Source organism: Muribaculum sp. (assembly GCF_029051885.1).
Classification (GTDB): domain Bacteria; phylum Bacteroidota; class Bacteroidia; order Bacteroidales; family Muribaculaceae; genus Muribaculum.
In genome coordinates this window covers 1-24708 of the sequence record NZ_JAIDKI010000081.1, presented here as the reverse complement: position 1 = coordinate 24708, position 24708 = coordinate 1, and the positions used below count along the sequence as shown (strand labels likewise).

Here is a 24708-nt window from a genome sequence, read left to right as displayed (position 1 = left end):
ACTCCCTCATCACAAGCGAAAATATGCTCGACGATTGACCGCCCTGACGGTAACATTTATTATTAAACAAGCTCTTATTATTAAACAAGCAGCCAAAACGGCTCCTGAAGACTGAAAGAATTTAACAACATGTATAACAAAAAGCCGCACAGATAATAAAAGTCATCATGGCCCCGGCCGATTGACGGCGCTTTTATCCTTGTCGCCCGGTCGTTATGAAACCCATAACTCCCTCTCGCCAAGAATAAAATCACTCGACAACCGGCTGCCCTGTAATTAACATTTACTATCTAACCGGCTCTAATAAGAAACGGCATAAAGAAATGCAGGAAAATTCAAAAGAATCATCCGACGGCCAATTGCTTGAGCGAGTGCATATGGGCGATTCCGGTGCGCTCGGTCTTCTATATATACGCTATTCCCCAAGAGTCTACGACCTTGCATTGCATTTCTCCGGAAATGAAAAAGAAGCCGAAGATATCACTCAGAATGTATTCTTCCGCCTTTGGGAACGGCGTGAATTGCTGACCGAAATATGCTCGCTTAAAGCGTATCTGTTCAGAATGACCAAAAACGAGATTCTCACATTGTTTCGTCACCGAAAAGTAGAGCGAAGCTATGCACGGCAGCAGACAGAACAAGAAACTCAGTATGCCCCCGACAGTTCGGTTAAGGTGACGACTTCAGAGTTGGTCGAGATGATTGACCTTGCCATCGAGCGCATGCCGGAACTGCGCAAACGCATCTTCATGATGAGCCGCTACGATGAAAAGACTTATGCCGAGATTGCCAAAGAACTTGATATAAGCCCGCGTACGGTACAGTATCACATAGGCAAGGCATTGAACGAGTTGCGCAAACTTATGGATGTAATGGTGCTGTTTGTGTGACATCGGTATGATTAATAACAGAGGCCCGGCTGTGAGTCGGGCCTCTGTTATTAAGGTAAATAAGTCGTAAAAAATTTTACGTATATAAATACTTGAATCAGTTTTCTACAACTTTGAAATTGTCGATAAACAGACGTGAGTTTTTGGAATTACTGTTTTGATATGCGTTGTCGACCGACCCCGTGCCGATTACGAATACTACCCTCGATGCAGAGGTGAATCCTTCGACATTGACCGAAAACAGCGATGCGTCAGATGTCCACACCTCAGTACCCGTCGGATCATTTACGGGATCAAACCACGCATCACTTCCAAGTTCAAACTGTGCGGCATTGAGCATAACAGTCTCTCCATCCCCGTCCTTATAGGCAAATGATGTGCCCGCAGTTCCGTTCGGACTGGTGCCGGTTATATTGCCGGGGCCGAGTATGCCTACAAAATAATAGTCGATATCATCGTGTACGTTTTTGGCCGTAACATATCCGAGTGCGTTCCAGGATACTGTCACATCGGCAGTACCACTGATTTCCGATATACATGGCGCTGCGACATCACCTCCGTAGCCACCCTTGCCAAACTTGATGAATCCGGTACGCGAGTATAGCCATGTAGACAGCGATGTCCAGCCATGTTCCTTCTCTTCGGCGGTCCACTGGTCTATGCGCACCTCCTTTTTTCCGGAAGCTATCTTCCAGCCAAGCACTCCGGCTTCGCTTTTCAGCCAGCTGAAATCATCGAAAAATGTTGCATACAACTGTGTGAGTGATATCGTGCGGCTCACAGAACTGTTGGCCCCCGTACCACGCACTGTAAGTGTGGCCGATATGTCGGCTCCGGTCTCATTCACACTCGAAGCCTTTACTGTCAATGACGACATGTCGTCTGATTCCGCCACAAACCGTGAGGCATCAGAGCCTTCGATACTGTACTCCCAGTCAACATTGGTATCGATTGCCACAGACAGCACACCGCCTATGCGCTTGAATGTCAGTGCAGCTGTGCTGATATTGAGAAACGGCTGAGCCGGAGCCTGTGTAATCGTCACCGTCTCTTCCTGCGGAATGCCGTTGATACTGATGCGGTACTCGGCTGTACGCTCCGAGGCCCGGAGGTTTTCATCGGCATACAGGCGCAGCCATCCGTCATCATCCCCTTCCATAGGGTATATCTTCATCCATCCCGTATCGTCGCCTACAGGCTCGATTGTCCAATGCCCGTTGGCACGTATTATTACCTTCTTACCATTTCCATAAGATGCAGGATCTATACCTTTGGACGGGATGAGATAGTCCGACGACAACTCGATATCGTAATAAAGGCTGTCGGCGGGTATTGTGTCATCGTCGTTGTCACACGATGTCATGAAGATGCCGCCTGCAATCGCAGCAAAAGATATATGTAGTAGAACAAATTTCGTATTCATGATATGTACATGTTTATATCTCGTTTAATGATTGTTGCCGTCAGGGCGTATCTCCCTGAAAGTACCGTTGATAGCCTTGTAGCTCCACCACACCGGAGTGAGCATATTGTTTGCGCCTCCCATGTTGCTGAGCGCGGCGTTTACATTGTCGGGATTAGAACCAACCGATTCAGAGGGATAGCCCATGCGCTGCGGCAGATGCCAGTCGTTGTAGAGAGCGCCTCTACCGATTGTAAGTTCCGGCCACGACGTACGTCGCAACTCATGGTATGCTTCCAGACCTACCCAAAACAGCGACAGATACTTCTGCTCGGCAATCAGGCGCTCTTTATCAACATGATTGTCCCAGCCGGCCAGTCGACCGGATAGCAGTTTTGCTATGGCATTGTCATCAATCGGGGTCTTGACATCGGAATATCGCTCAAGTTCGGCCCATTTCTGACATGAAGCCTTTACGGCCGACTCATAGTACACACGTGCCTGTGGTTCGCCTCCGTCAATCCATCCTTTCAGAGCCGCCTCGGCCATAATAAACCGAATCTCGCTGTAGTCCATCAGGAAATTGGGGGCATCGTCGCGCACAAGAACTTTATAGTTGAGCAATGCGCAGTCCTTTACATCTACCTGCTGGTCGGCGAGTTCACAGCCGGCAGTAGCGCCCTTCCAATCGTCACCGTCGCGTTCGGCCCATGTAGTAAGGCGCGGATCCTGTTCGGAATTGGCCCCGTCGGCTATCGTAGTCATAGAGATGAATTGCTTTGCAATCTTGTATGCACTGCTCGTAAAGTTCATCTTAGTCATGTCGGCAGGGCGAAACCGTCCATAATACGGGTCTACTCCGGTGTTGTGGATTGTGGCATTTTCAGTGTTGGATGAAATCAGCGGATACTTTGAAGAATCCTTGAGAATAGCGGCAATTTTTTCTCCTGCGTTCATCTCCGGACGCCCGCTTACACGACACAGCAGACGCAGATACAGCGAGTTGTTGAATTTGCGCCACAATTTCATGTCGCCTCCGTACATTATGTCGAGGGAAGCACGTTCAAATGTAGGTTTCCCGGCATACAGCTCATTAGCCGTTTCGAGCTCGGCAAACATCTGCTCATACACCTCCTTTTGTGTATCGAAACGCGGACGGTCGATACCCTCTCGCTGGCGGTATGCCTCGCGGTATGGTATATCGCCGAACAGGTCGGTAAGATTGCTGAGTGCGTATACCTTAAGAGTGAGAGCCACAGCCTGGCAGGCCTTGTCGTCGAATTTCACTCCGAGTTCATGCATATGTGTGGCATTCAATCCTTTGCCGGCGTAGTTATTCCACAGTGACCCCCATTGTGTATCTGTAATCTTATAGCGATGGCGCTCCTGGGCAGTCAGAGATGATACTGTAAACTGGGCAAGCTCGTCGGTCCAGTAATAGGCATAGTAGGTCTGCTGGTTGGCCATTCCATACAGTAGCGGCTCAAACATGCCGTAAGGCTGGAGATCTCCTACCTGCATTTTGTTGGGATCGGTATTTATCTCCTCAAAGTCGTGGGTACATCCTGTGAGCGATACGGCCAGCATCGCTATCCCACAACATAATATTCCTGATTGTATCTTCATGATAGGTTAAACGTGATTAGAATGATAGTTTGAGGTTGAATCCGTAGGTACGGGTCATAGGCATAGCACCTATTTCGATACCACTGTAGATATTGGTTCCGACTATATTTCCCGCTTCCGGATCAAACTGAGGGAAATCACTGATGCAAAACACATTGGTGGCATAGGCACCTATCGATGCACCCTGCAGTACTTTCAGTTTGCGACATACCTTGCGCGGTATGTTATAATCAAGCCGCATCTCCTTCAACTTGAGAAAGTCGGTCTTGAATACATTCTCTTCGGCATTGTCGCGGGCAAAATATGTAGTATAGTACTTGTTAATCTGTTCGGTAGGAGTACGGTTGAGCTTGTATACCGTGTTTCCTTCCGCATCGGTACTTACATTGACACCCTCGACCACGAGACCGTCATTACGTCCCGGAAGAGAATTCTCAAGTTTGCCCTGGTAGGCAAGGATAGCATTAGTAAATGAATAGGCATGTCCGCCCATCTGGGCTGTGAAGTTAAGCCCGAGGGTGAAGTCGCGGTAGCGCAATGTGGTGCCAAGTCCTCCGCGCCATGTCGGATTGACTTTTCCCAGGCGTATGTTGTCGGTGGTCATTACCGGATAGCCGGTACTCTCGGTGATAATCTTCATCCCTGCGCAGCTCACGGTGTTGCCGTCAGCATCGACATATGTGGCGCCTTCAGGGGCTCGTTCGTAGCCGCGTCCATATATTATGTTCATCTCCTCCCCGATGTACGACAGGATTCTGCCATAGTTGCCGATAAGATTCTTTGTCTGTTCATACGGTGTGCGTATGTCCCAGCCATCTTCAAGACTTACGAGTTTGTTCCAGTTGCGGCTCCAGTTGATATCAATACTCCAGGTAAAATCGCGGCTGCGTACCGGCACTGCATGCAGTGCGATTTCAATACCGCGGTTGCGTATCTCTCCTGCATTGATTTTCTTGCTTGACGCTCCCGTCATCAGGTCGGTCACAGCATTGACAATCTGGTTGGTTGTAGAAGAATTATAGAAGGCAACATCGAAACCGAAGCGGTTCATGAAAAACATTGTTTCTATACCGGCCTCCCAGCTCTCTACATTCTCCGGTTTGATGTAGTAATTTGAGCAGTTGGTGGGATAGGTATAGCCTCCGGGATATGTGCTTGAAGCCGTGTAAGCATCGGTCAGAGCGTATGGAGAAGTATCATTCCCGACGTTAGCCCATGATGCACGCAGTTTGAGCATATTGACCTGTGGAGCCACTTCCTCGAGATTGAGAGTCTTGTCGAGCAATACACTGGCACTGACACTCGGGTAGAAAAACGACCAGTTGTCCCTGCCGAGAGTCGATGACCAGTCGTTGCGGGCCGTCAGGTCAAGGAAGTAAGTGTCGTCCCACGACGCGGAGATAAAGCCATAAAAACTGTTTACTACCTTCCTGCTGCGCCACTGGTAGGGGCGCGATGTCTCGCCGGTAGGAGTATTGCTTGCATTGTAGACTCCGGGCTCTCCAAGTTTGTCGAGAGTAATCTGCGAGCGGTATACGCTGCGACTCATGTTGTTGCCACCGAATGCAGCGTTGAATGCCAGGCGCTTGCCAACCATACGGTTGTTGACATATCTGAGAAGAAAATCTATATTTGTCTCCTCGTCGCGGTTGTTCTGCTCGCGATAGAATCCGGATTTATACCCCGGGGTATAGAATGGTTTCTGCTGCTGGCGGAAGTCGGCGGAGATGTCGGTGCCTCCGCGCAGGTCAAGTGTAAGGCCTTTTACCGGAAATGATACAGTAAGGCACATGGTGCCATACACGCGGCTTTTGTTGATGGAGTTGGTCGCCTCGTAAAGCTGATGGTATGGATTACCGGGCTGTGAATTACCCAGCGAGTTAACCATGCCCAGGCCATCCTTGCATCCGCCATTGTAATTGGCCGAGTTGACGCGGCCGCTGAAATATTCGTCCTTGTACAGCTTCATTGAGTTGGAAGTAAGCCCCCATACGATATAATATGTAGGCGACGATGTGGAGTAGCCCGTGACAGGAGTATTGTCACTGGTCTTATGAAGATAGTTGACTTTTGCATTGAACTTTACCCATTTGCCCATCTTGGTTGAAAATGATGCCGATACCGTCTGGTTCTGATAGCCCGTATTTGGCATAATCCATGAGTTGCGCGTATCGGTAATCGACACACGTGCCGACGTTCCTTTTCCATTGTTTGAGGTGAGAGTGACGTTGTTTTTGTAAGTCGCGCCGGTCTCATATATACCGGAGTACCAGTCATCGGCATATTCAAATGGAGTCAACGTATACTCCCCTGTGGCCCAATTGTACGAGTTATATTGGTTGCGCAGCTTGTCGTGGCTGAAAGCCTCGCCATAGGAATAGCGTGAAGCGTTGCGTCCGCTCTCGAAGCCTTCGGGAGCTTCAGTCTTGCTGAAATTCCATGCCGCAAATGGCTTGTATCCGTTGTCATTACCGGGACCGTACACTTTCTGAAACTTCGGAAATCTCATTGCCTTTTCAAATGTCACCGATGAGTTGACGGTAACACCGACACCTTTTGTGTCGCGGCCACTTTTTGTGGTTATCACTATGGCTCCGTTGGCTGCGCGCGACCCATATAGAGCGGTAGCGGCCGGCCCCTTCAGCACAGACACCGATTCAACATCCTCCGGATTTATCTCTGAAGCGCCGTTGCCGAAGTCGACAGTCGCATCGGTGTTGCTCATACCCCCGCTTCCGGTACCGACGTCGCCCGACGAGATTGGCACACCGTCGACTACAAAAAGGGCCTCATTAGAGCCGTAGTTGAGCGACTGGTCGCCACGCAACACTACACGCATCGAGCCTGTAGGGCCTGAGGCACCTCCTATCGTACTGAGTCCTGCGACTTTGCCGTTGAGATTATTGAGCCAGTTGCCGCTTACACTATTGTTGAGTTCCTCGGAACCCACCTTTGACACGGCATATCCGAGCGACTTCTGTTCACGAGTTATGCCGAGCGCAGTCACTACCACCTCATCAAGATTGATACCCGTACCTTTCAGCCTGATTTTCATCGGCTTCCCTGTAGTAGCCTTTACCTCGCAAGGTGTATAGCCTATATAACTGACTCTGAGCGTAGGCTCGCTACCGCCGACATTGATTATAAAGTGCCCGTCGATATCGGTAGTGACTGCATTCGATGTGTTGCGCTGCATGACTGTCGCGCCAATTACGGGCTCTCCGTTTTCATCAAAGACAGTGCCGGTAACGGTCTGCTGCGCGTTTTTTTTCTTATTGCCGCTATCTTTCTTTATCGGCGAAAGCAGTATTTTCTTGCCCTCGGTCTTGACTGTGACCTCGGGCATTACCTCGGCAATAATGGCCTCGACCGATTTGTCTACAGCATTTACCGATACAAGTCTGTTGACCGGAATCTGGGAATTGGCATATGCGAATGTATAACCGCTCTGAGCCTCAATCTGCTTCAGCAGCTCCTTGACTGTGACATCTTTTACACTGACACTTATGCCGGCCGGCTGTGCCGGCAGACTTAACGTGGCAATTGAACATAGAAGCATCACCCAAAGCATCCGTATTGAAATACCTTTCATTGTGAAGTGTGATGGCATGATAGATTTAGTGAAAAATTAATAGATTGGTGATTATATGCAGTTGCGCAGACTGGATATCAAATTATTCAGGACTTATATGCAGGGTGTTGCCGCTGATTTCATATGCAATCGGCGACAGATAGGCCACGACGCCCATTATGCTCTCAAGCGCCTCCCCGCCCATCGTTATCGACAGACAGAATGATGTGTCTACATCACTCTCGATTTTAAGGTCTACACCATAACGACGGCTTATATTTATGAGAATGTCGGAAAGCGGCTCATTATCAAATGTAGATAACCGCTCAAACCAACGGCAATAATTGTCGGCATCAGTATGTGAAAGCATCATCTTTCCTGTGTCGCGGTTCAGCACAAGAATCTCGCCCGGCACCATCGTCACATCCTTGTCACCCCATGGCCCCTTGACCTTTATGCCACCCTCTCGCAACACGATGTCATGGGTGCGGCACGCTGCATAATTTCTTACGTCAAATTCTGTACCTGTCACCTGTATCTGCATGGCGTCCATGTCAACGATAAACGGACAGTCACTGTCATGTGCTACATCAAAGTAGGCTTCTCCCTCTATTCTGACTTTCCTGAATCCCCCGGCCGAGAAATTACGGTTGTATGCAAGGGTCGAGCCCCCATTGAGCCATACATGACTGCCGTCAGGCAATATAAATTCACCCACACTGCCCGCTGCGGTGATAAGCGTCATGTCGGGTTCGCGCTCCGTGCGGTCAAGCATATGTAATGCACCGAATATCACAGCTACCACTACTGCGGCAACGGCTGCCACACGCCATATTACATCGCTGTGACGATAGCGTCGGTCCCTCGCAGGCGCCTGGGCATCGACCGAGTGCAGCAATCTGATAAGACCCTTAATGTTTACGCTCCCCGACTTGTTTTCGTCTGAGGCCCATATACGCGCGATACTCTCCGACAGTCGGCGTTCGTCGCTGTGGTCAAGTATCCATGACTCGATTTTCTCCCGCTCGTTGTCAGGGATATTATGAGCTGCTCCAAGGTAGCCTACTATAAGGTCGTAATCATTCGGGGTATGTGACATCTGGTGTTATGATTTTTCGGTTAATTCAGTTTTGTTTATCCAAGACGCACAAGTTATTGCATATGCTAACACCAGGTAACATTTTTTTGAAAAAAATATCTTAACATATGGTATGTGCAATAATTGCATTGACCGCACAATAAAAAAGCATGACCCGGTGTTAATACTATACCATCCACCCGACCCATTGCCGGCATGGCTCTGTACAGTGGGCCCACTCTCTCCGCAATAAACTTATCACCAATATCCTATATGGAAAATAAACATACGGTACCGGTGCCGACTGACGCCAGCATAATCCTCACTTACCGCTGCCCCATGCGATGCAAAATGTGCAACATATGGCAGAATCCTACCGACAGACGCGAGGAGATAACCGCTGCCGATCTGCGCTGCCTGCCCCAACTGAAATTTATCAATCTCACCGGCGGAGAGCCATTCATACGCGAAGACCTTGCAGAAATTGTCGAGGAGTGCTACCGCCATACCCGGAGGATTGTAATATCGACGAGCGGATGGTTTGAGGACCGTGTGATAGCGCTTGCACGCCGTTTTCCCGACATAGGCATCCGCATATCGATAGAGGGGCTCAGCGGCAAGAACGACGAGCTGCGCGGCCATGCAGGCGGATTTGACAAGGGACTCCGCACACTCCTTGCTCTTAAGCAGATGGGCCTTAAGGATATCGGTTTCGGCTGCACGGTCAGCAACAACAACTCGGCCGACATGCTCTCACTGTATCAGCTCAGCCGCTCGCTCGGCATGGAGTTTGCCACAGCCGCATTCCATAATTCATACTATTTCCATAAGGATGACAATGTGATTACCAACAAAGAGGAGGTATGCCGCAATTTCGAGCAGCTGATTGAATGGCAGCTTCAGGAGAAGCATCCCAAATCGTGGTTTCGCGCATGGTTCAACATGGGCCTCATCAACTACATCGAGGGCGGACGACGCATGCTCCCTTGCGAGGCCGGATCGGCCAATTTCTTCATCGACCCGTGGGGCGAGGTATACCCATGCAACGGTCTTGAACCGAAATACTGGAAGAAGTCGATGGGCAACATACATACTACACCCGACTTCATGGAACTATGGCGCTCGCCGCAGGCTGCCGAGGTGCGCGACTGTGTGGCCCGTTGCCCGAAAAACTGCTGGATGGTAGGTACAGCCTCGCCTGTGATGCATAAATACATGAAGTATCCGATGCGATGGGCCGTCACCAATAAACTCCGCTCCATGCGCGGGCTGAAACCCTGCCTCGACAAGACCTGGCACAATGTCGGGCAGAATCCATCGCAGGGCGACCTCCGCGAAAAATTCTGACCATAAGAGCATTATCACCATGAAAGTATTCGTAACCGGCACGCGAGGCATACCAGGTGTGATGGGCGGAGTGGAGACACACTGCGAGCATCTCTATCCGCGCCTTGCCGCGATGGGCTACGATATCACTGTCGTGCGCCGCGACTCGTATGTGGCAGGCGACTCCCGCACCCGATGGCAGGGGGTAAACCTGATAGACATCGCCACCCCCCGCAAAAAGGCTTTTGAAGCGATAATACATACGGTGAGGGCCGTGATTGCAGCACGCCGCGCAAAAGCCGACCTGGTGCACATACATGCCGTGGGGCCGTCGCTGGCCGTACCATTGGCAAAGTTGCTCGGACTGCGGGTAGTCATGACCAACCACGGACCTGACTATGACCGCGCCAAATGGGGGCGCATAGCACGCATGATTATCAAGTTAGGCGAAAACTGGGGCAGTCGCTTCTCCGACGACGTAATTGTAATAAGCGATGCCATCCGACGCAACATCGCCTCCCGCTATGGCCGCACACGCCGTGTACATCTTATATACAACGGTGTCCCCGAGCCTGAGATATGTTCCGACAACGAATACTTCTCGCAACTGGGAATCTCCCCGGGCCGCTATGTGCTGGGCATGAGCCGTTTCGTGCCCGAAAAAAATCTGCACCATCTCATAGATGCGTTCAACCGTTCCGGTCTTGCCGATGAGGGCTATCGACTCGTGCTTGCCGGCGATGCCGACTTCGAGGACGACTATTCGCGCGCGCTCAAACAGAAAGCCCGCGACAACAATGTGGTGCTTACCGGATTCATTCGCGGACGGCGGCTGCACGCGCTTCTCTCCAATGCAGCCTGCTTCTCGCTGCCATCCTCCCACGAAGGGCTCCCTATCGCATTGCTTGAGGCTATGTCCTACCGCCTCCCTGTGGTGGTAAGCGACATCCCCGCCAATCTTGAAGTCGGACTCCCCGACGGAGACTACTTCCCGACCGGCGACATCGATACCCTCGCATCGCGTATACGCTCTAAAATCGACAACGGACCGCAACGTGTCGACTACAGCCTCGGAAAATATGACTGGGACAACATCGCCATGCAGGTAGCAGCCGTATATGGTGTGCCGGGAAGCGCCATATAGTTGCCTGAATCCCTCTTTTTGTGTAAATTTGTAGTCGCCTTTATCATAGGCGACAAATACTTTTTATCTATGAATTTAAAGACCATATCCGCAGCCATCGCCGCCATATGCGCGGCAGGGCATTTCACTGCATCGGCCTGCACAAGCCTTATCGCAGCCCCCGGCGCTACCGCCGACGGAAGCGCCATGATAACATATGCCGCCGACTCCCATACCCTCTACGGCGAACTTTACTCCACCCCGGCCGCCGACCATGCTCCCGGAGCGATGCGCGAAGTACGCGACTGGGACACCGGCCGCCTGCTCGGAAGCATACCACAGCCGTCACACACCTACGCCACCGTAGGCAACATCAACGAGCACGGCCTCGCCATCAGCGAGAGCACATGGGGAGGTCGCGAGGAACTTGTCGACACTACCGGAATAATCGACTACGGCTCACTAATATACATCACTCTCGAGCGCGCCAAGACTGCCCGTGAAGCCATAAAGACGATGACCGACCTTGTGGCCGAATACGGTTACGCAAGCGAGGGCGAATCATTCTCCATAGCCGACGGCAACGAGGCCTGGATTATGGAGATGATTGGCAAGGGCGGTAAAAGCAAAGGTGCCGTATGGGTGGCGCGCCGTATACCCGACGGTATGATTTCCGGACATGCCAACCATGCCCGTATCCATACTTTCCCCCTCAACGACCCTGAGACACTGTACTCGCCCGATGTCATTGACTTCGCACGCTCACAGGGCTACTTCTCAGGCAAGGATAAGGATTTTGACTTTTCGAAAGCCTATGCAATCACCGATTTCGGCGCTCTGCGCGGATGTGATGCACGTGTATGGTCATTCTTCAAGAAACACTCCGACGAGGATATCGACCGCTGGCTCCCCTGGATCAACGAGGCCAAGGGAGAGCCGATGCCCCTGTGGGTAAAGCCCGCACGCCCGATATCGGTGCGAGATATGCAATGGGCCATGCGCGACCACTTCGAGGACACACCCTTCGACATGACACAGGATGTCGGAGCCGGCCCCTTTAAGGTCCCCTACCGCTGGCGTCCGATGACATTTACCGTCGACAGTGTGGAATACACCAACGAACGCGCCATAGCCACCCAGCAGACCGGATTCAGCTTCGTGGCACAATTGCGCAAGGATATGCCCAAAGCCATGAAAGGAGTGCTGTGGTTCGGTGTCGACGACACCAACACTTGTGTGTATGTGCCCATGTACTGTTCGATTCAGCGTGTGCCGCGCTGCTATGCTCCGGGCAACGGCGACATGCTTACACTCAGCTGGGACGCCGCATTCTGGGTACACAACTATGTGGCCAATCAGGCCTACAACCGCTACAGCCAGATGATACCCGACATACGCCGCGTGCAAAACGAGCTTGAGGACAATATCGCCCACGCGGCAGCCGACATCGAGTCACGCGCCATGCATCTCGCTCCGTCCGACCAGGAACGTCTGCTTACCGAATTCTCCTGCACATGGGCCGAACGCTCGACCAAGCGTTTCAAAGAACTTGGCGACTACCTCTTTGTCAAATACCTTGACGGCAATATAAAGAAAGAGACAGCCCCAGGACGCTTTACCCGCACCCCTGAGGGACAGTGCGCATCGCCTGTATTCGGCGGATACAGCGAAGAGTATTACCGCGCGGTGGCAAAAGACGCCGGTGACCGCCTCAAAGTAGTCAACCCCTAATAATCTAACCGAATATAATATGTCACGTCAGGACAACGAGATGCCGGGACTGAGTCTGCTCGGCAACACAGCCACAAACTATCCCGATAAATATGCCCCGCAAGTGCTTGAGACATTCCCCAACAAGCACCCCGACAACGAATACCTCGTCACATTCCACTGTCCCGAATTCACCTCCCTCTGCCCGAAGACGGGGCAGCCCGATTTTGCCAAAATAGTCATAAGCTATATACCGCGCGAACGGATGGTAGAGAGCAAGAGCCTGAAGCTATATCTGTTCAGTTTCCGCAATCACGGCGACTTCCACGAAGACTGCGTGAACATCATCATGAAAGACCTCGTGGCCCTTATGGACCCCCGCTATCTGGAGGTAAAGGGGATATTCACCCCACGCGGAGGCATCGCCATACACCCCTTTGCCAACTATGCCGACGATGAGCACCGCGACATGGCCCGCTCGCGTATGCTTGCCTCATTTCCCGAATCCTGACAGATATGATTCCTGACAGAGACAAAAAATATACTTTCCCGGCCCGAGAGATAGAAATCAACCGTGAGTCGGGAAAGCTCTTTTTCAATATCAGCGCATTCGGCCGTACATACCGCGTACCGGCCTATAATTTCCAGCGCGACAGCCTTCCGGAAAGTATCACATGCGTGCTCCGTGCCGACGGAAAGATGGAGCAGGATCTCGACACGATTCTGCCCCAGTTCTATACCGTAGGCGAGGACTATGCATTCTGCGTGTTGTCGGGTCTGCAAAGCGGCGCCTACAAGGTGCGCGACGACCTCAACGGCTTTACATTTCCGCTTACCGATTTCGGGCGCCGACGCCTGCAACGGTTCAAGCGTATTGTATGCAGGGTCAACGGCATATCCGACGGCACTCTCCAGCTCTCTCTCGTTGACTATGAGAAAGAGCGTGCGGCGACTGTGGCTGTAACCCCCGGACAGATAGCAATGCTCGACCCGGAAGGTACGATGACCGGAGAGTGGATTATCGCGTTCATGCACTCCCACAGAGAGCTCGGCGAGGCACTTTCGCTTTGCGAGAACTCCGACCCGCGATGGGTAATCGCGGCCCTTGAGGGCGTGGAGCGAAACTTCGCACAATGGCTTAATCCCAAGAGCGCATGTCGCCCTGACATATATATGCAACGCAAACTGCGCTGGCTCGAACGCTATATCGCCATAGCCACCGGTGTACTTGAACGCGGCAGTGTGCTCGGTGCCTTTCCCACCTCCTCGCATGAAGGGATACAGGCGCGCCTGGCACGCATCATAACCCATGCCGGCGACTACCGTGAGGCCATATGGCTGCTGCTCGACGGACGCGAGCAAGCATTTATCGACGACGCCATCGACACGCTAAAGCTGTCGGGCTATCTCTATCAGCCCGAGCGCCGCATGCGTGTGCTCATGTCCCTGTTCACTCTGCGCACGGAGTATCTGCGCCGATATGTGGCCGACATCTTCGACATAATACGCGACAGGCATGCACAGCCACGATTCGCCAAGCTCTACAGCAAGGCTTTTATCGAGATGCTCGATATCTTCATCAACAATGAAAGCAAGATTGTCGACGCCGTAGACAAGGCTTCGGTGCGCGAGATGATTGTTGCCCTGGCATTGCAGCTGCTGCTCACCTCCGGACGCGATTTCTCATCGTGGAATCTGTACCGCGCCATGCTCTACCGCTACGCCTCGATGCTTATCGACAAGCGCAGCTCCGAACTTATCGACAAAGCATTCTGCACACTGCTCGGCGAGAATGAAGACGCCATCGAGTTTGGATGGAACGATCTTGACGATGTGTCGCTCCTGTGCTCCACACGCCTGCTGCGCCCCGTGCAGCACCGCGGCATGCCCGTTCAGGGCGTGTATGAGAGCAGCAGCGCTATAATACGACTGCGCGACGGCATCATCACAATCGCCCATTCCGACAATGCAGGTCTACGCAACGTACTGCCGGCCGACATGTTCGCCCCCAGAAAAGTGCAGGTGCTGCTCAACGAGAGACTTCCCGAAAAAATCGGTAATGATATTGCAGACCTGAGCCGACTGCATTCGATATGGGACAACGTGCAGGACGCACTCCTCACACCCCGCAAAGCCAATGCGCAAAAAGGCGAGACAACGCCAAAGACCGTGCTCCCCGAAGTAGGCCAGACGGTACTTGTAAGAATCGCCGGCACGATGCCCGACAATCCCCATAATTTCCTGTGCTGTGTCGAGCAACCAGGATATACCGGACAGGGTACTATCAATACATTTGACATCGTGATATATCCGCTTGCGGCAAAAGCCGAGGATTTTATCGATTTTGACAGCGGGCGCCCGTTTCTCCTTAAAGCCACTGTCGAGGAGGTGGATTATGCTACAGGGATGATGCGTTTTTCGATGCGCAAGGGCATACGCGAGCTTACCATACGCATGGCCTTTGAGGCACGCGACTCCAAAGAGGAGTGCCGCACCTATCTCTACGACTACCGGAGCGCTACCAACCAATGGTTCGGAGTGACCGACTCCGGATTTCCCGTCGTTTTCAAGGCTCCGCGTGAAGAGCTTATGGCCAATGAAGTAGTATACACCAGGATTGAATATATCAACTCGCGTCCTGACAACAAACTGTTTATCAACGGCCGGTTTATCGACACCGAGGACAAGGATGACAATCTGTTCCGCTTCAAGCGCAACGCATTCTATTATCTGCTGAAGCGATATGCCGACGGCGCATTGTATTCGCCGGCACCGGGAGCCGACACCGACGAGATGGTAGCGGCGCCCACCGAGCCTGAGATATATCTTCAGACCGACGAGGTAAGAGAGCTGATAAGACTCGTCGACAGCGTGGCCTTAATGCGCCATACCGATTATGTGCCCACATACAATCATCTTGCGCTCGCACGGCTGTTGTCGGCGATACTTGACGATACATTCCTCCGTGAGGTATACTCGGTAAAGATGTCGCTGGTCGAAGCACTTTGGTCGTTTGCCGCCGTAGGATGGATTGACAGGGAGACCTTTGACACACTTGACCGTCGTGCGTCAATGCTCGCCCAGAGCGATCCCGACACACGGCGCAGACTTATGATACTGAGGGTGCTGTCGCGCCTCGACACTCCGTGGCAGGAATCGGGCGCACTCGTTGACGCCGCCTCAAGCGGCGACAATACCACCATCGGAGCGTTGGCCCGACTGGTGATGTCCTACAATTTCCTGCGCGGCATAGAGGTATACGAGGCCCGACAGACTCTCAAGCGGGAGATTTACCGTCTGCTCGACCTCCCAATGCCCGATACCCTCCACACCCGTGTGGCCCAGGAAGAGGACCTTTACCACGAATTCAAGACATCACTCATATATCCTCCTGAGCGCGACAGACACATGACAGCCGACCCGCGTCTACAGGTAGCCGACATCATGAAAGGTATCGACGCCATGCTCAATCAGAAGGGAGGAACCCTGTTTATCGGCGTAAACAACAACGGTCAGCCCGTGGGGCTTCATTCCGACTTCGTATACCTCAACGGTGGAATCGACGATTACGATATCCAGGATGTGAAAGACAAGTTCAGGCTCATGCTTGACAATGGCATGCGCCGGCACTTCGGAGCCGCCCCGGAGGGCATCGTGCTTTATCCCGATTATGTTAAACCGGAGTTTGACTTTATCGACGGACAGTGGGTATGCCGCATCGACGTGCGCCCTGCTCCGTCCATAATACCCATGACCGATGGCACGGTATACGTGCGAGGCATAAACGGGAAGGGCGAACCGCTCACTCCAAAGGAGATAAAATCGCTGAAAACCACCCGATAAGTCCGGCAATATCTTGCCGTGAGAACGCACTATGACTACAAGCCATGCATGTATCGACAAGGAGTCTGCGGATAACTGATTTTTATCAGCGTATCCGCAGACTCCCGGATATATATTGACAGCAGATGGATATGATGGTTGTAGAGATTTGTATTAGGCATCCAATGCTGCTGGATCCGCACTCAATTCAGGATTAGTGCAATCCGTTATCTTTTCTCGATTCTCAACAGAGTGACCGGCGTATAATCCGTGTGCAGGCCGACTCTGTCCCTTCCATATGTCGTGGCTGTATTTCTATATCTTATGCCTCCTTTCTATTAGCTGTGGCATGCGGTGATTCAGATATTGCCGCGGCTTTCCGCATGCGGCTTCCGGAAAAGGTAAGAGCGGATACGACCGATTTGGGATTTCTATTCTGAGAGCCATTACATCTGTGTGTGTATGGACTCTTGTAGTTCCGTCGGGAAACTTCGCATGCATCCTTTCATGCCCCACCCGCTCTTGCCGGAAGTATATGCATAACGAAGACCCTGATGAAAAAGTTAGCTCCGGGAGCCACTTTTTATGACATTTACAAAAAGTTTCACATAGCTTTTGTTAATATTTCCCGATTATTGTGTATCTTTGGCATACAGCGCCAGCCTCCGGCAGGTAGGCTAATACAATTAACAATCGTCTACATCCTCAACACCCCGACAATATGAAATTAATAACAAGAGCCATTTGTGCTGCTGCCATATGTGCCGTGGCCACTGCTACGCTGACACTGTGCGTAGGCAAGAACACCGATATCGAAGGAAGATGGGTCCAGCCTGTGCCGGGACAGCCTGATGCATGCCAGGGAATTGCACTCGAGCCTGATGGAAAAGCCTCATCAATAAATATGGCCACACTCGCCTACGACACATGGACCATCGAAGGCAACCGCCTCATACTCGGAGGCAAAAGCATAGGCAACGGCCAGACAATCGATTTCTCCGACACCCTTGTCATTGTCAGACTGTCGGCAGATACCTTGGTACTGCGAATGGACGCGATGGCCCTCGAATATACAAGAGAAAAATGCCAATAGGCCGTCAAGCCAAGAAACTGTTTAAGAGCTTGTTTAATAATAGCTGACAAAACTGTAATGCCGACGTCGGGCAGGATATCCCGAATCCGACTGATTGCAATATGCCTCTTTCTCAAACGATATATTGAGGTATCCTTTGTGTAAACCCCTGTACTGTATTACCCGTATCAGCCATTCCACCACATACGCCAGATAGAAAAACAGATATCCGAGCTCTTTCATCTGCTCGGTATGTATTTTCTCATGGGTAATGATTGTGCGGCTACACGGCCCCTTGGCAAACAAAACTCCGAAGAGATTTATGGCATAATACCGTTTGCCGATAGGAATCAGTCTGTTATAGATAATCCTCATTGTCCTGTAGTGTCATTTTTTACACACCTGATATATATAACAACGTAGACGGCGGCCGATTATTCAGCCGCCGTCCTCTGTATGGATATTCGGAATTTGCCATAAGCTACTCAACCACGAAGTCGATACGACGGTTGGGCGACAATTCCTTTGATATAGGATCGGAAGTGTTAAGACCGCTGGCTTTCAGACAGTCGGGAGCCACACCCTTGCTTACAAGATAGTCGACGACAGTGGCGGCACGCTTATCGGAAAGCACCTGGTTGGCCTGTGGATTACCCTCACGCGAAGCATATCCGTTGACAGTCATCTTCATTCCGGGATTTTCCTTCATTATCCCGGCCACATTGTCGAGAATTGCCTTGGCCTCGGGCTTCAGCTGATATTCACCTACAGGATACTCAATTGCATCAAACTGTTTCTGATACTTCTCTATCTGAGCAACAGCTTCGGCCGATGCGGTAGTGCACTTGCCGGTGTTGCCTGTAGCCTTGGCTGTAGCGGCACCCGCGGCGTCATCGACAGCGGTACCGGCAGCGGAAGTCACGCCATCGGCAGCAGTAGCGGCAGTCTGACCGGCAACTCCGGCGGCTTCATCGACAACAATGGTAGTTTCGGTGATTTCCCCTGCCGGAACCACAGTGTCATCCTTGCTGCAGCACTTGCCGATAAACATCGCTATGAGAAATATGATAAGAATACCGAGCAGCACCCACAGCCATCCCAGACAGCCACGTTTCATCTTGCTCTCTTCATATTGCTGTACTGTCTCTATCTCTCCGCCCGGGACGAAGCCATTGACATATTCTATATAGTAAGACCCTTTCTTGCCGACCTGTTGCTGATGCTCGAATTCAGCAACTTCGATGTCGAAATCCGCAGCACGGCGCACCAGATTGTCATACGAGGGCTTTGTCCAAAGTTTTGCCATGGCGACCCTCTTGCCATCGGCAGTCTCGATTACCTCATCGGCCGATGTAAAATAGTGTTCGTCGGCATCCGGGGTGTCGGCATCGATGAAAATTTCGGCCACACCTTTGTCAGGCGACAGTGCGTCGGGAAAGGCATTGCGCAGATCGTCAATGGTTGCCTCGGGATACAGCTTCATGTATGCATGAATAATACCCAGTGCTGTTCGGTTTTGAGCCTGTCCGTAGACTCTGATTTTGCTTGCCATGATTCTCTTTTTTGGGGTTAGAAACTTTGAGAAAATTTTATTGAAGAGTAGGCTATATTTATGAAATGATTTGTGCAACAAAAAGTTTATATACAGTATGTTAATTTATAGCTTATTTAATAAGTAATCCGCGAATAGACTTACAGCTTGTTTATAACAACAATACCCCAAACAACAGCTATTCTATCACTCCTGTTTATCACCTCGCATCACAATCCTGCCCTTCCACAAAACCCAAGAGCCTGCTTAATAATATTAACTCAAAAAGTGTTTACAAATGCAAACACTCAGCCCCGCAATCATCCGGTCTATTCAACCATCCGGCCGCCCAAGAAGTGCTGTAACATCACTGAGTCATAGAAGCCATTCCGGCATCCTCCTGCCAAAGACTCGGAACATTCAGAGCTTGTCTACATATGTCGATAAGTTTTTTGGAATTTGTAGTTGCAAATTTTTGGGGAAATATATGGAATTTCTGTAACTTTACACCCTTAAAATGTTGAGCTATGACTGAGCAGCCTTACCACATACCCGCACTGCTTGATGCGACCATCAAAGGCCTTGATATAAAGCCTGATGGCACCTATGTCGACGTCACCTTCGGCGGCGGCGGACATTCGCGTGCGATTATGAGCCGGCTTGGTTGCGGAGGGCGTCTGCTCAGTTTCGACCAGGACGCCGACGCGATGGCCAACGCCATCGACGATTCGAGGTTCACATTCGTCTACGGAAACTTCAGGTTTCTGCGCAATTTCCTGCGCTTCTACGACGCGCCACAGGTCGACGGAATTCTTGCCGACCTCGGAGTATCGTTCCACCATTTCGATGACCCCGAACGCGGATTCTCATTCCGGTTTGACGGACCGCTCGACATGCGCATGAACCGTCGCGCCGAACATTCCGCAGCATGGTTCATGGCCAACGCCTCAGAGGATGACCTTGCGCGTATGTTCACCCTCTACGGAGAGCTCCGTCAGGGAAAGCGCCTCGCTCGCGCTATCGTGAAAGAGCGCGACAACTCTCCTGTCGACACCGTAGAGCGCCTTATCGACCTGTCACGTCCATTCATCGACAAGCGTCGCGAAAAGAAAGAGCTCGCCCAGGTGTTCCAGGCACTGCGCATAGAGGTAAACGGCGAGATGGAAGCCCTCCAGGCATTCCTGCGCCAGTCGCTCGAAGTGCTCAAACCCGGCGGACGGCTCGCAGTAATCACCTACCACTCGCTTGAAGACCGCCTGGTAAAAAACTTCATGCGCACGGGCAACCTCGACGGACAACTCCGGCAGGATTTCTACGGACGCAACCTGTCGCCTCTCCGCCTCCTCACCTCCAAACCCATAGTACCCGACGATGCCGAAGTCGAAGCCAATCCTCGCTCGCGCAGCGCTAAGCTCCGCATCGCCGAAAAGATATAAACCGGCCCTCTCCACCGACCACAATGGCAAAGAAAACAACATCAAAACGCAATAGCGACAACATAATACTGAGGATAGTCCACGGACGTCTGCTCCCGATCGACTACTTCGTAAAGCATTGGGTCTACGTACTCCTCTGTGTAGGAATGATTATGGTGTATATCACCAACCGCTATCAGTGCCTGACACGCATGGAAGAGATACGCAAACTCGAGCATGAACTTGAAATCGTACAGACGGAACGCATTCGCGAGCGCAGCGAATACATGAGCCGCATACGCGAGTCGTCGATGCAGGAGCTCGTCGACACGATGCACCTCAACCTGAGGGTACAGGACAAACCACCCTACAGGCTCAAGCCGCGATGACCCCGGAGTGTCCCGCATAAGCCTCCACCGCAAGCCTCATCTCCACAATCTCCAAACAATCAGTTCATGTCATAGCAACGCATGGATTCAAGCGCACGATGAAAAAAGAAAACCGCTCGCACATATTACTTCGATATGCCGTAATCATCGGTCTGATATTCCTGTTTGCCGGAGCTGTCGTGTACCATTCGCTCGACAACACCGTGCTGTCAGCGCCAAAATGGAACGAGAAAGCCATGCAGGAACTGTCAAGAGTGGTATCCCTCCCTCCCGACCGCGGCAACATTCTCGCCGACAACGGCAGCATACTCGCCACAAATCTCTGCTTCTACAACATACGCATCGACTACCGGAGCGAACGATTCCTCGAAGGACGCTATCTTGTAGCTGTCGACTCTCTCGCCGACAGTCTGGCAAAATATTTCCCCATACGCGACAAGGCCGGATGGAAGAAACGCCTCATGAAACCTCTGGAGAAAGAGAAAAGAAAGCGCCCGAGAGCCTATAAACTCCTCGGCAACATATCAGACACCCAGTACCAGCTGTTGCGCACATTTCCGTTCTTCAACATCCCCAACCGCAACAAGACCGGGCTAACCCGCGAGCCGGTAATGCGACGCGTCAACCCCTACGGAGCCATGGCGCGACGCTCAATCGGAGGCGTCGGCATCGACTCCATCACCGGAGAGACCCACGGCATATCGGGGCTTGAACGAGCCCTCGACTCGCTACTCTACGGCACGCCGGGAGTGGCAAAAAAAGTGCCACTGACAAAAGACATTGTCAACTGGACCGACATACCCCCCGTCAACGGCTACAACATAAAGACCACCATCGACATCAACATGCAGGATATCGTGGAGAATTCACTCAACGATGTCCTTACGGCATGCGACGCCGACTGGGGAGTAGCCGTACTGATGGAAGTATCCACAGGCAACATCAAGGCGATATCCAACCTTGAGAAAAACCGTGCCGGCACCGAATACATCGAAGGCATGAACCGCGCCGTACTCGGCTACGAGCCCGGCTCGGTGGTAAAGACTCTCTCCATGATAATTGCGCTCGAAGACGGCATCGTGACCGATGTAAATCAGGTAATACCGACCGGCCGCGCATTCCCCTATGCCGGCGGACGACCCATCACCGACAGCCACGCATGCGACGCCATGCCGGTAAGTGAAGTAATAGAGCGTTCATCCAACATCGGGATGGCCAAGATAATCACCTCGCGCTACGGCGACAACCCTGGCGACTTCTACTCGCGCCTGAAACAGCTCGGATTTCTCGACCCGATGAATACCGGTATCGCCGGCGAGCGTCCACCGCGTATCGACAGTGTCGCCAACAACCGCGGAGGCCGAATAGCCCTTTCGCGCATGTGCTACGGATATTCCACAGAAATTCCGCCGCTCTACACCCTCTCCATATACAATGCCATAGCCAACGACGGCGTATACGTAAAGCCTCGACTGGTAAAGGAACTGATAGGCAACAACGGCGTAGACTCCGTGCTGCCCGTGACATATATGGGCAACGGACGCGCATGCTCCCCGCAGACAGCCGAGCGGATGCGCACGATGCTCACCCAGGTGGTATGGGGCGACCACGGCACCGGAAAGATGCTCCGCAACGACAAAGTACGCATTGCCGGAAAGACCGGCACATGCTATATGATTGAAGGCGGAGGCTACAATACCTCCAAGAAGCGCCTCGCCTTCTGCGGATTCTTCCCGGCTGAAAAGCCACAGTACTCCTGTATTGTGCTCACATGCCATCCGAGACAGAACTTCTTCGGAGCCGCCTCCACCTCAGGTACCGTACTGAAAAACGTGGCGATGAAAATGTACTCACGCGGAATGCTCAACAACAGTTCCGACTTCCACAGCGACGCCCGGCCCGACCCGGGAGTACCCACATTTTTCGCAACCACGCGTCCTCACATAGAACGCCTGCGTGAGTCATTCGAAATACCGCGGGTAAAGCACTTCGCCACCTCCGACAAGCACTCCGACGGACTGCCATCGGTCATCGGATGCTCGCTGCGCGAAGCTCTCAACCGACTTGAAAAAGCCGGGGCTGAAGTGACTTTCTCGGGCACAGGATTCGTGATAGCGCAGACCCCGTCGCCCGGACACATTCCGGCATACGGGACAAGCGTGCATCTCACCCTCGCACAATAAAAAGACCTGACAACAACGACATTTCACCATTTTAAACTTTCATATATGAAAGCCCTTTCACAACTCCTTTCCGCAATACCGGTGATTGAAGTCATCGGTTCGGACGACAAGCAGATAACCGACGTCGTAAGCGACTCCCGACGCGTAACCACCGGCTCGCTTTTCGTGGCCGTCCGCGGCACCCAGGTCGACGGACACACTTTCATCCCTCTGCTCCAATATAGCGGGGTAGCCGCTATCGTATGCGAAGAACTGCCGGAGTTTCTCGAGACATCGATTACATATATAAGAGTGGCCAACTCGGCTGTGGCTCTGGGACACCTCGCCTCTGAATGGTACGACAATCCCTCGCGCCAGCTGAAACTCGTCGGTGTCACAGGCACCAACGGAAAGACCACCACCGCCACTCTCATCTACGAGATGGCCCGCCTGATGGGCTACAAAGCCGGACTTCTGTCAACCGTATGCAACTATATCGACACTGAAGCCGTGCCCACAAGCCAGACCACTCCCGACCCGCTTACAATCAACGCCCTGCTACGCCGCATGGTCGACACCGGATGTCTCTACGCATCCATGGAGGTAAGCTCCCACGCCGCCCACCAGCACCGCATCGCCGGGCTCCACTTTGCCGGAGGAATATTTTCCAACCTCACACGCGACCACCTCGACTACCACAAGACCGTCGAAGCATATCTGCAGGCAAAGAAATCATTCTTCGACGACCTGCCATCGACAGCATTCGCCCTCACCAACGCCGACGACAAAGTCGGCTCGGTAATGCTACAGAACACACTCGCAAAAAAATACACATACTCGCTGCGCACACAGGCCGACTTCGTTGGCCGCGTAATCGAGAGCCGTCTCGACGGAACCTCAATGTCATTCAACGGACGCGAAGTCGAGGTACTCTTTACCGGACGCTTCAACGCCTACAACCTTACGGCTGTATACGCCGCCTCAGTGCTCATCGGATGGCCCGTCGAGCAGGTGCTCGTAGGCATGAGCCGCCTCGTGCCCGTGGCCGGACGATTCCAGGCATTCCACTCACCCAAGGGATTCACGGCAATCGTCGACTACGCCCATACTCCCGACGCCGTCGTCAATGTGCTGCAGGCCATACGCGAGGTAATAGGCAACCGAGGCTCAATCATCACAGTAGTCGGAGCCGGAGGAAACCGCGACAAAGGCAAGCGCCCCATCATGGCTAAAGAGGCAGCCCTGCGCAGCGACCGGCTTATACTTACATCCGACAACCCGCGCGACGAGGACCCCGCCGACATCATCCGCGACATGGAGCAGGGACTCGACATCGAGGGACGCAAAAAGACCCTCAGCATTGCCGACCGACGGGAGGCGATACGGGCTGCCGCTGCCATAGCTCAGCCGGGCGATGTAATTCTGATTGCAGGAAAGGGACATGAGGACTACCAGGAAATCAAAGGTGTGAAACATCACTTCGACGACCGCGAGGTAGTAAAAGAATTCCTCCAGTAAACACCTCATCCCTCCCCCACCTGTCTCGTATAAAAAACTGACGCTGCCGACGATGTTAGGGGTGTGGATCTCG

At 52.3% G+C, this 24708-nt stretch carries 17 protein-coding genes; 11 read left to right on the top strand and 6 right to left on the bottom strand.

The annotated features are described in order from the left end of the window. The first annotated feature begins 323 nt into the window (after positions 1-323). On the top strand, positions 324-890 hold the full coding sequence (locus K2I50_RS03670; RefSeq protein WP_301024883.1) for an RNA polymerase sigma factor: 567 nt from the start codon (positions 324-326) through the stop codon (positions 888-890). A gap of 97 nt (positions 891-987) precedes the next feature. On the opposite strand, the gene K2I50_RS03665 is transcribed toward K2I50_RS03670, so the two are convergent. The 4 genes from K2I50_RS03665 to K2I50_RS03650 form a co-directional block, all read right to left on the bottom strand. Further along, the gene (locus K2I50_RS03665) at positions 988-2313 is read right to left on the bottom strand and encodes a hypothetical protein (RefSeq protein ID WP_301024882.1); all 1326 of its coding nucleotides are present in this window, start codon (positions 2311-2313) and stop codon (positions 988-990) included. 24 nt (positions 2314-2337) lie between these two features. Then, positions 2338-3918, bottom strand: a complete 1581-nt coding sequence (locus tag K2I50_RS03660) for a SusD/RagB family nutrient-binding outer membrane lipoprotein (protein WP_301024881.1) — start codon at positions 3916-3918, stop codon at positions 2338-2340. A gap of 16 nt (positions 3919-3934) precedes the next feature. Further along, positions 3935-7510, bottom strand: coding sequence for a SusC/RagA family TonB-linked outer membrane protein (locus K2I50_RS03655; RefSeq protein WP_301024880.1), 3576 nt, complete (start codon positions 7508-7510; stop codon positions 3935-3937). Between the two features lie 82 nt (positions 7511-7592). After that, positions 7593-8588, bottom strand: a complete 996-nt coding sequence (locus K2I50_RS03650) for a FecR family protein (RefSeq protein ID WP_301024879.1) — start codon at positions 8586-8588, stop codon at positions 7593-7595. A 252-nt stretch (positions 8589-8840) separates the two neighbouring features. On the opposite strand from K2I50_RS03650, the gene K2I50_RS03645 reads away from it, so the two are divergent. The 6 genes from K2I50_RS03645 (at position 8841) to K2I50_RS03620 (ending at position 17641) form a co-directional block, all read left to right on the top strand. Further along, complete coding sequence (locus tag K2I50_RS03645) at positions 8841-9914, top strand: radical SAM protein (protein ID WP_301024878.1); 1074 nt, start codon at positions 8841-8843, stop codon at positions 9912-9914. A 19-nt stretch (positions 9915-9933) separates the two neighbouring features. Next, positions 9934-11037, top strand: coding sequence for a glycosyltransferase family 4 protein (locus K2I50_RS03640; protein WP_301024877.1), 1104 nt, complete (start codon positions 9934-9936; stop codon positions 11035-11037). A gap of 69 nt (positions 11038-11106) precedes the next feature. Beyond that, positions 11107-12747: a dipeptidase gene (locus tag K2I50_RS03635; RefSeq protein ID WP_301024876.1), complete on the top strand. Its 1641-nt coding sequence runs from the start codon at positions 11107-11109 to the stop codon at positions 12745-12747. Between the two features lie 19 nt (positions 12748-12766). Further along, positions 12767-13237 carry a preQ(1) synthase gene (queF, locus tag K2I50_RS03630; protein WP_526022947.1) on the top strand — a complete coding sequence of 157 codons (471 nt, stop codon included), beginning with the start codon at positions 12767-12769 and terminating at the stop codon, positions 13235-13237. Between the two features lie 5 nt (positions 13238-13242). After that, positions 13243-16569, top strand: a complete 3327-nt coding sequence (locus K2I50_RS03625; RefSeq protein ID WP_301024875.1) for an ATP-binding protein — start codon at positions 13243-13245, stop codon at positions 16567-16569. Positions 16570-17269: 700 nt separating this feature from the next. Further along, entirely contained in the window at positions 17270-17641 is a 372-nt protein-coding gene (locus tag K2I50_RS03620; RefSeq protein ID WP_301024874.1) for a lipocalin-like domain-containing protein, read from the top strand. Positions 17642-17674: 33 nt separating this feature from the next. Here K2I50_RS03620 and K2I50_RS03615 read toward each other — a convergent pair whose 3' ends face one another. Together K2I50_RS03615 and K2I50_RS03610 are read right to left on the bottom strand one after the other, a co-directional pair. Continuing rightward, positions 17675-17995 carry a hypothetical protein gene (locus tag K2I50_RS03615; protein WP_301024873.1) on the bottom strand — a complete coding sequence of 107 codons (321 nt, stop codon included), beginning with the start codon at positions 17993-17995 and terminating at the stop codon, positions 17675-17677. 106 nt (positions 17996-18101) lie between these two features. Then, complete coding sequence (locus K2I50_RS03610) at positions 18102-19172, bottom strand: OmpA family protein (protein WP_301024872.1); 1071 nt, start codon at positions 19170-19172, stop codon at positions 18102-18104. 506 nt (positions 19173-19678) lie between these two features. Between K2I50_RS03610 and rsmH the strand changes: the two genes are divergently transcribed. From rsmH to K2I50_RS03590, 4 genes are all read left to right on the top strand, one after another. Further along, positions 19679-20587 (top strand): 16S rRNA (cytosine(1402)-N(4))-methyltransferase RsmH, encoded by a 909-nt coding sequence (rsmH, locus tag K2I50_RS03605; protein ID WP_301024871.1) that lies wholly within the window; start codon positions 19679-19681, stop codon positions 20585-20587. Between the two features lie 23 nt (positions 20588-20610). Then, positions 20611-20955 carry an FtsL-like putative cell division protein gene (locus K2I50_RS03600; protein ID WP_301024870.1) on the top strand — a complete coding sequence of 115 codons (345 nt, stop codon included), beginning with the start codon at positions 20611-20613 and terminating at the stop codon, positions 20953-20955. Positions 20956-21053: 98 nt separating this feature from the next. Continuing rightward, complete coding sequence (locus tag K2I50_RS03595) at positions 21054-23138, top strand: PASTA domain-containing penicillin-binding protein (protein WP_301024869.1); 2085 nt, start codon at positions 21054-21056, stop codon at positions 23136-23138. Positions 23139-23183: 45 nt separating this feature from the next. Further along, positions 23184-24635, top strand: coding sequence for a UDP-N-acetylmuramoyl-L-alanyl-D-glutamate--2,6-diaminopimelate ligase (locus tag K2I50_RS03590; RefSeq protein ID WP_301024868.1), 1452 nt, complete (start codon positions 23184-23186; stop codon positions 24633-24635). Positions 24636-24708 lie beyond the last annotated feature (73 nt).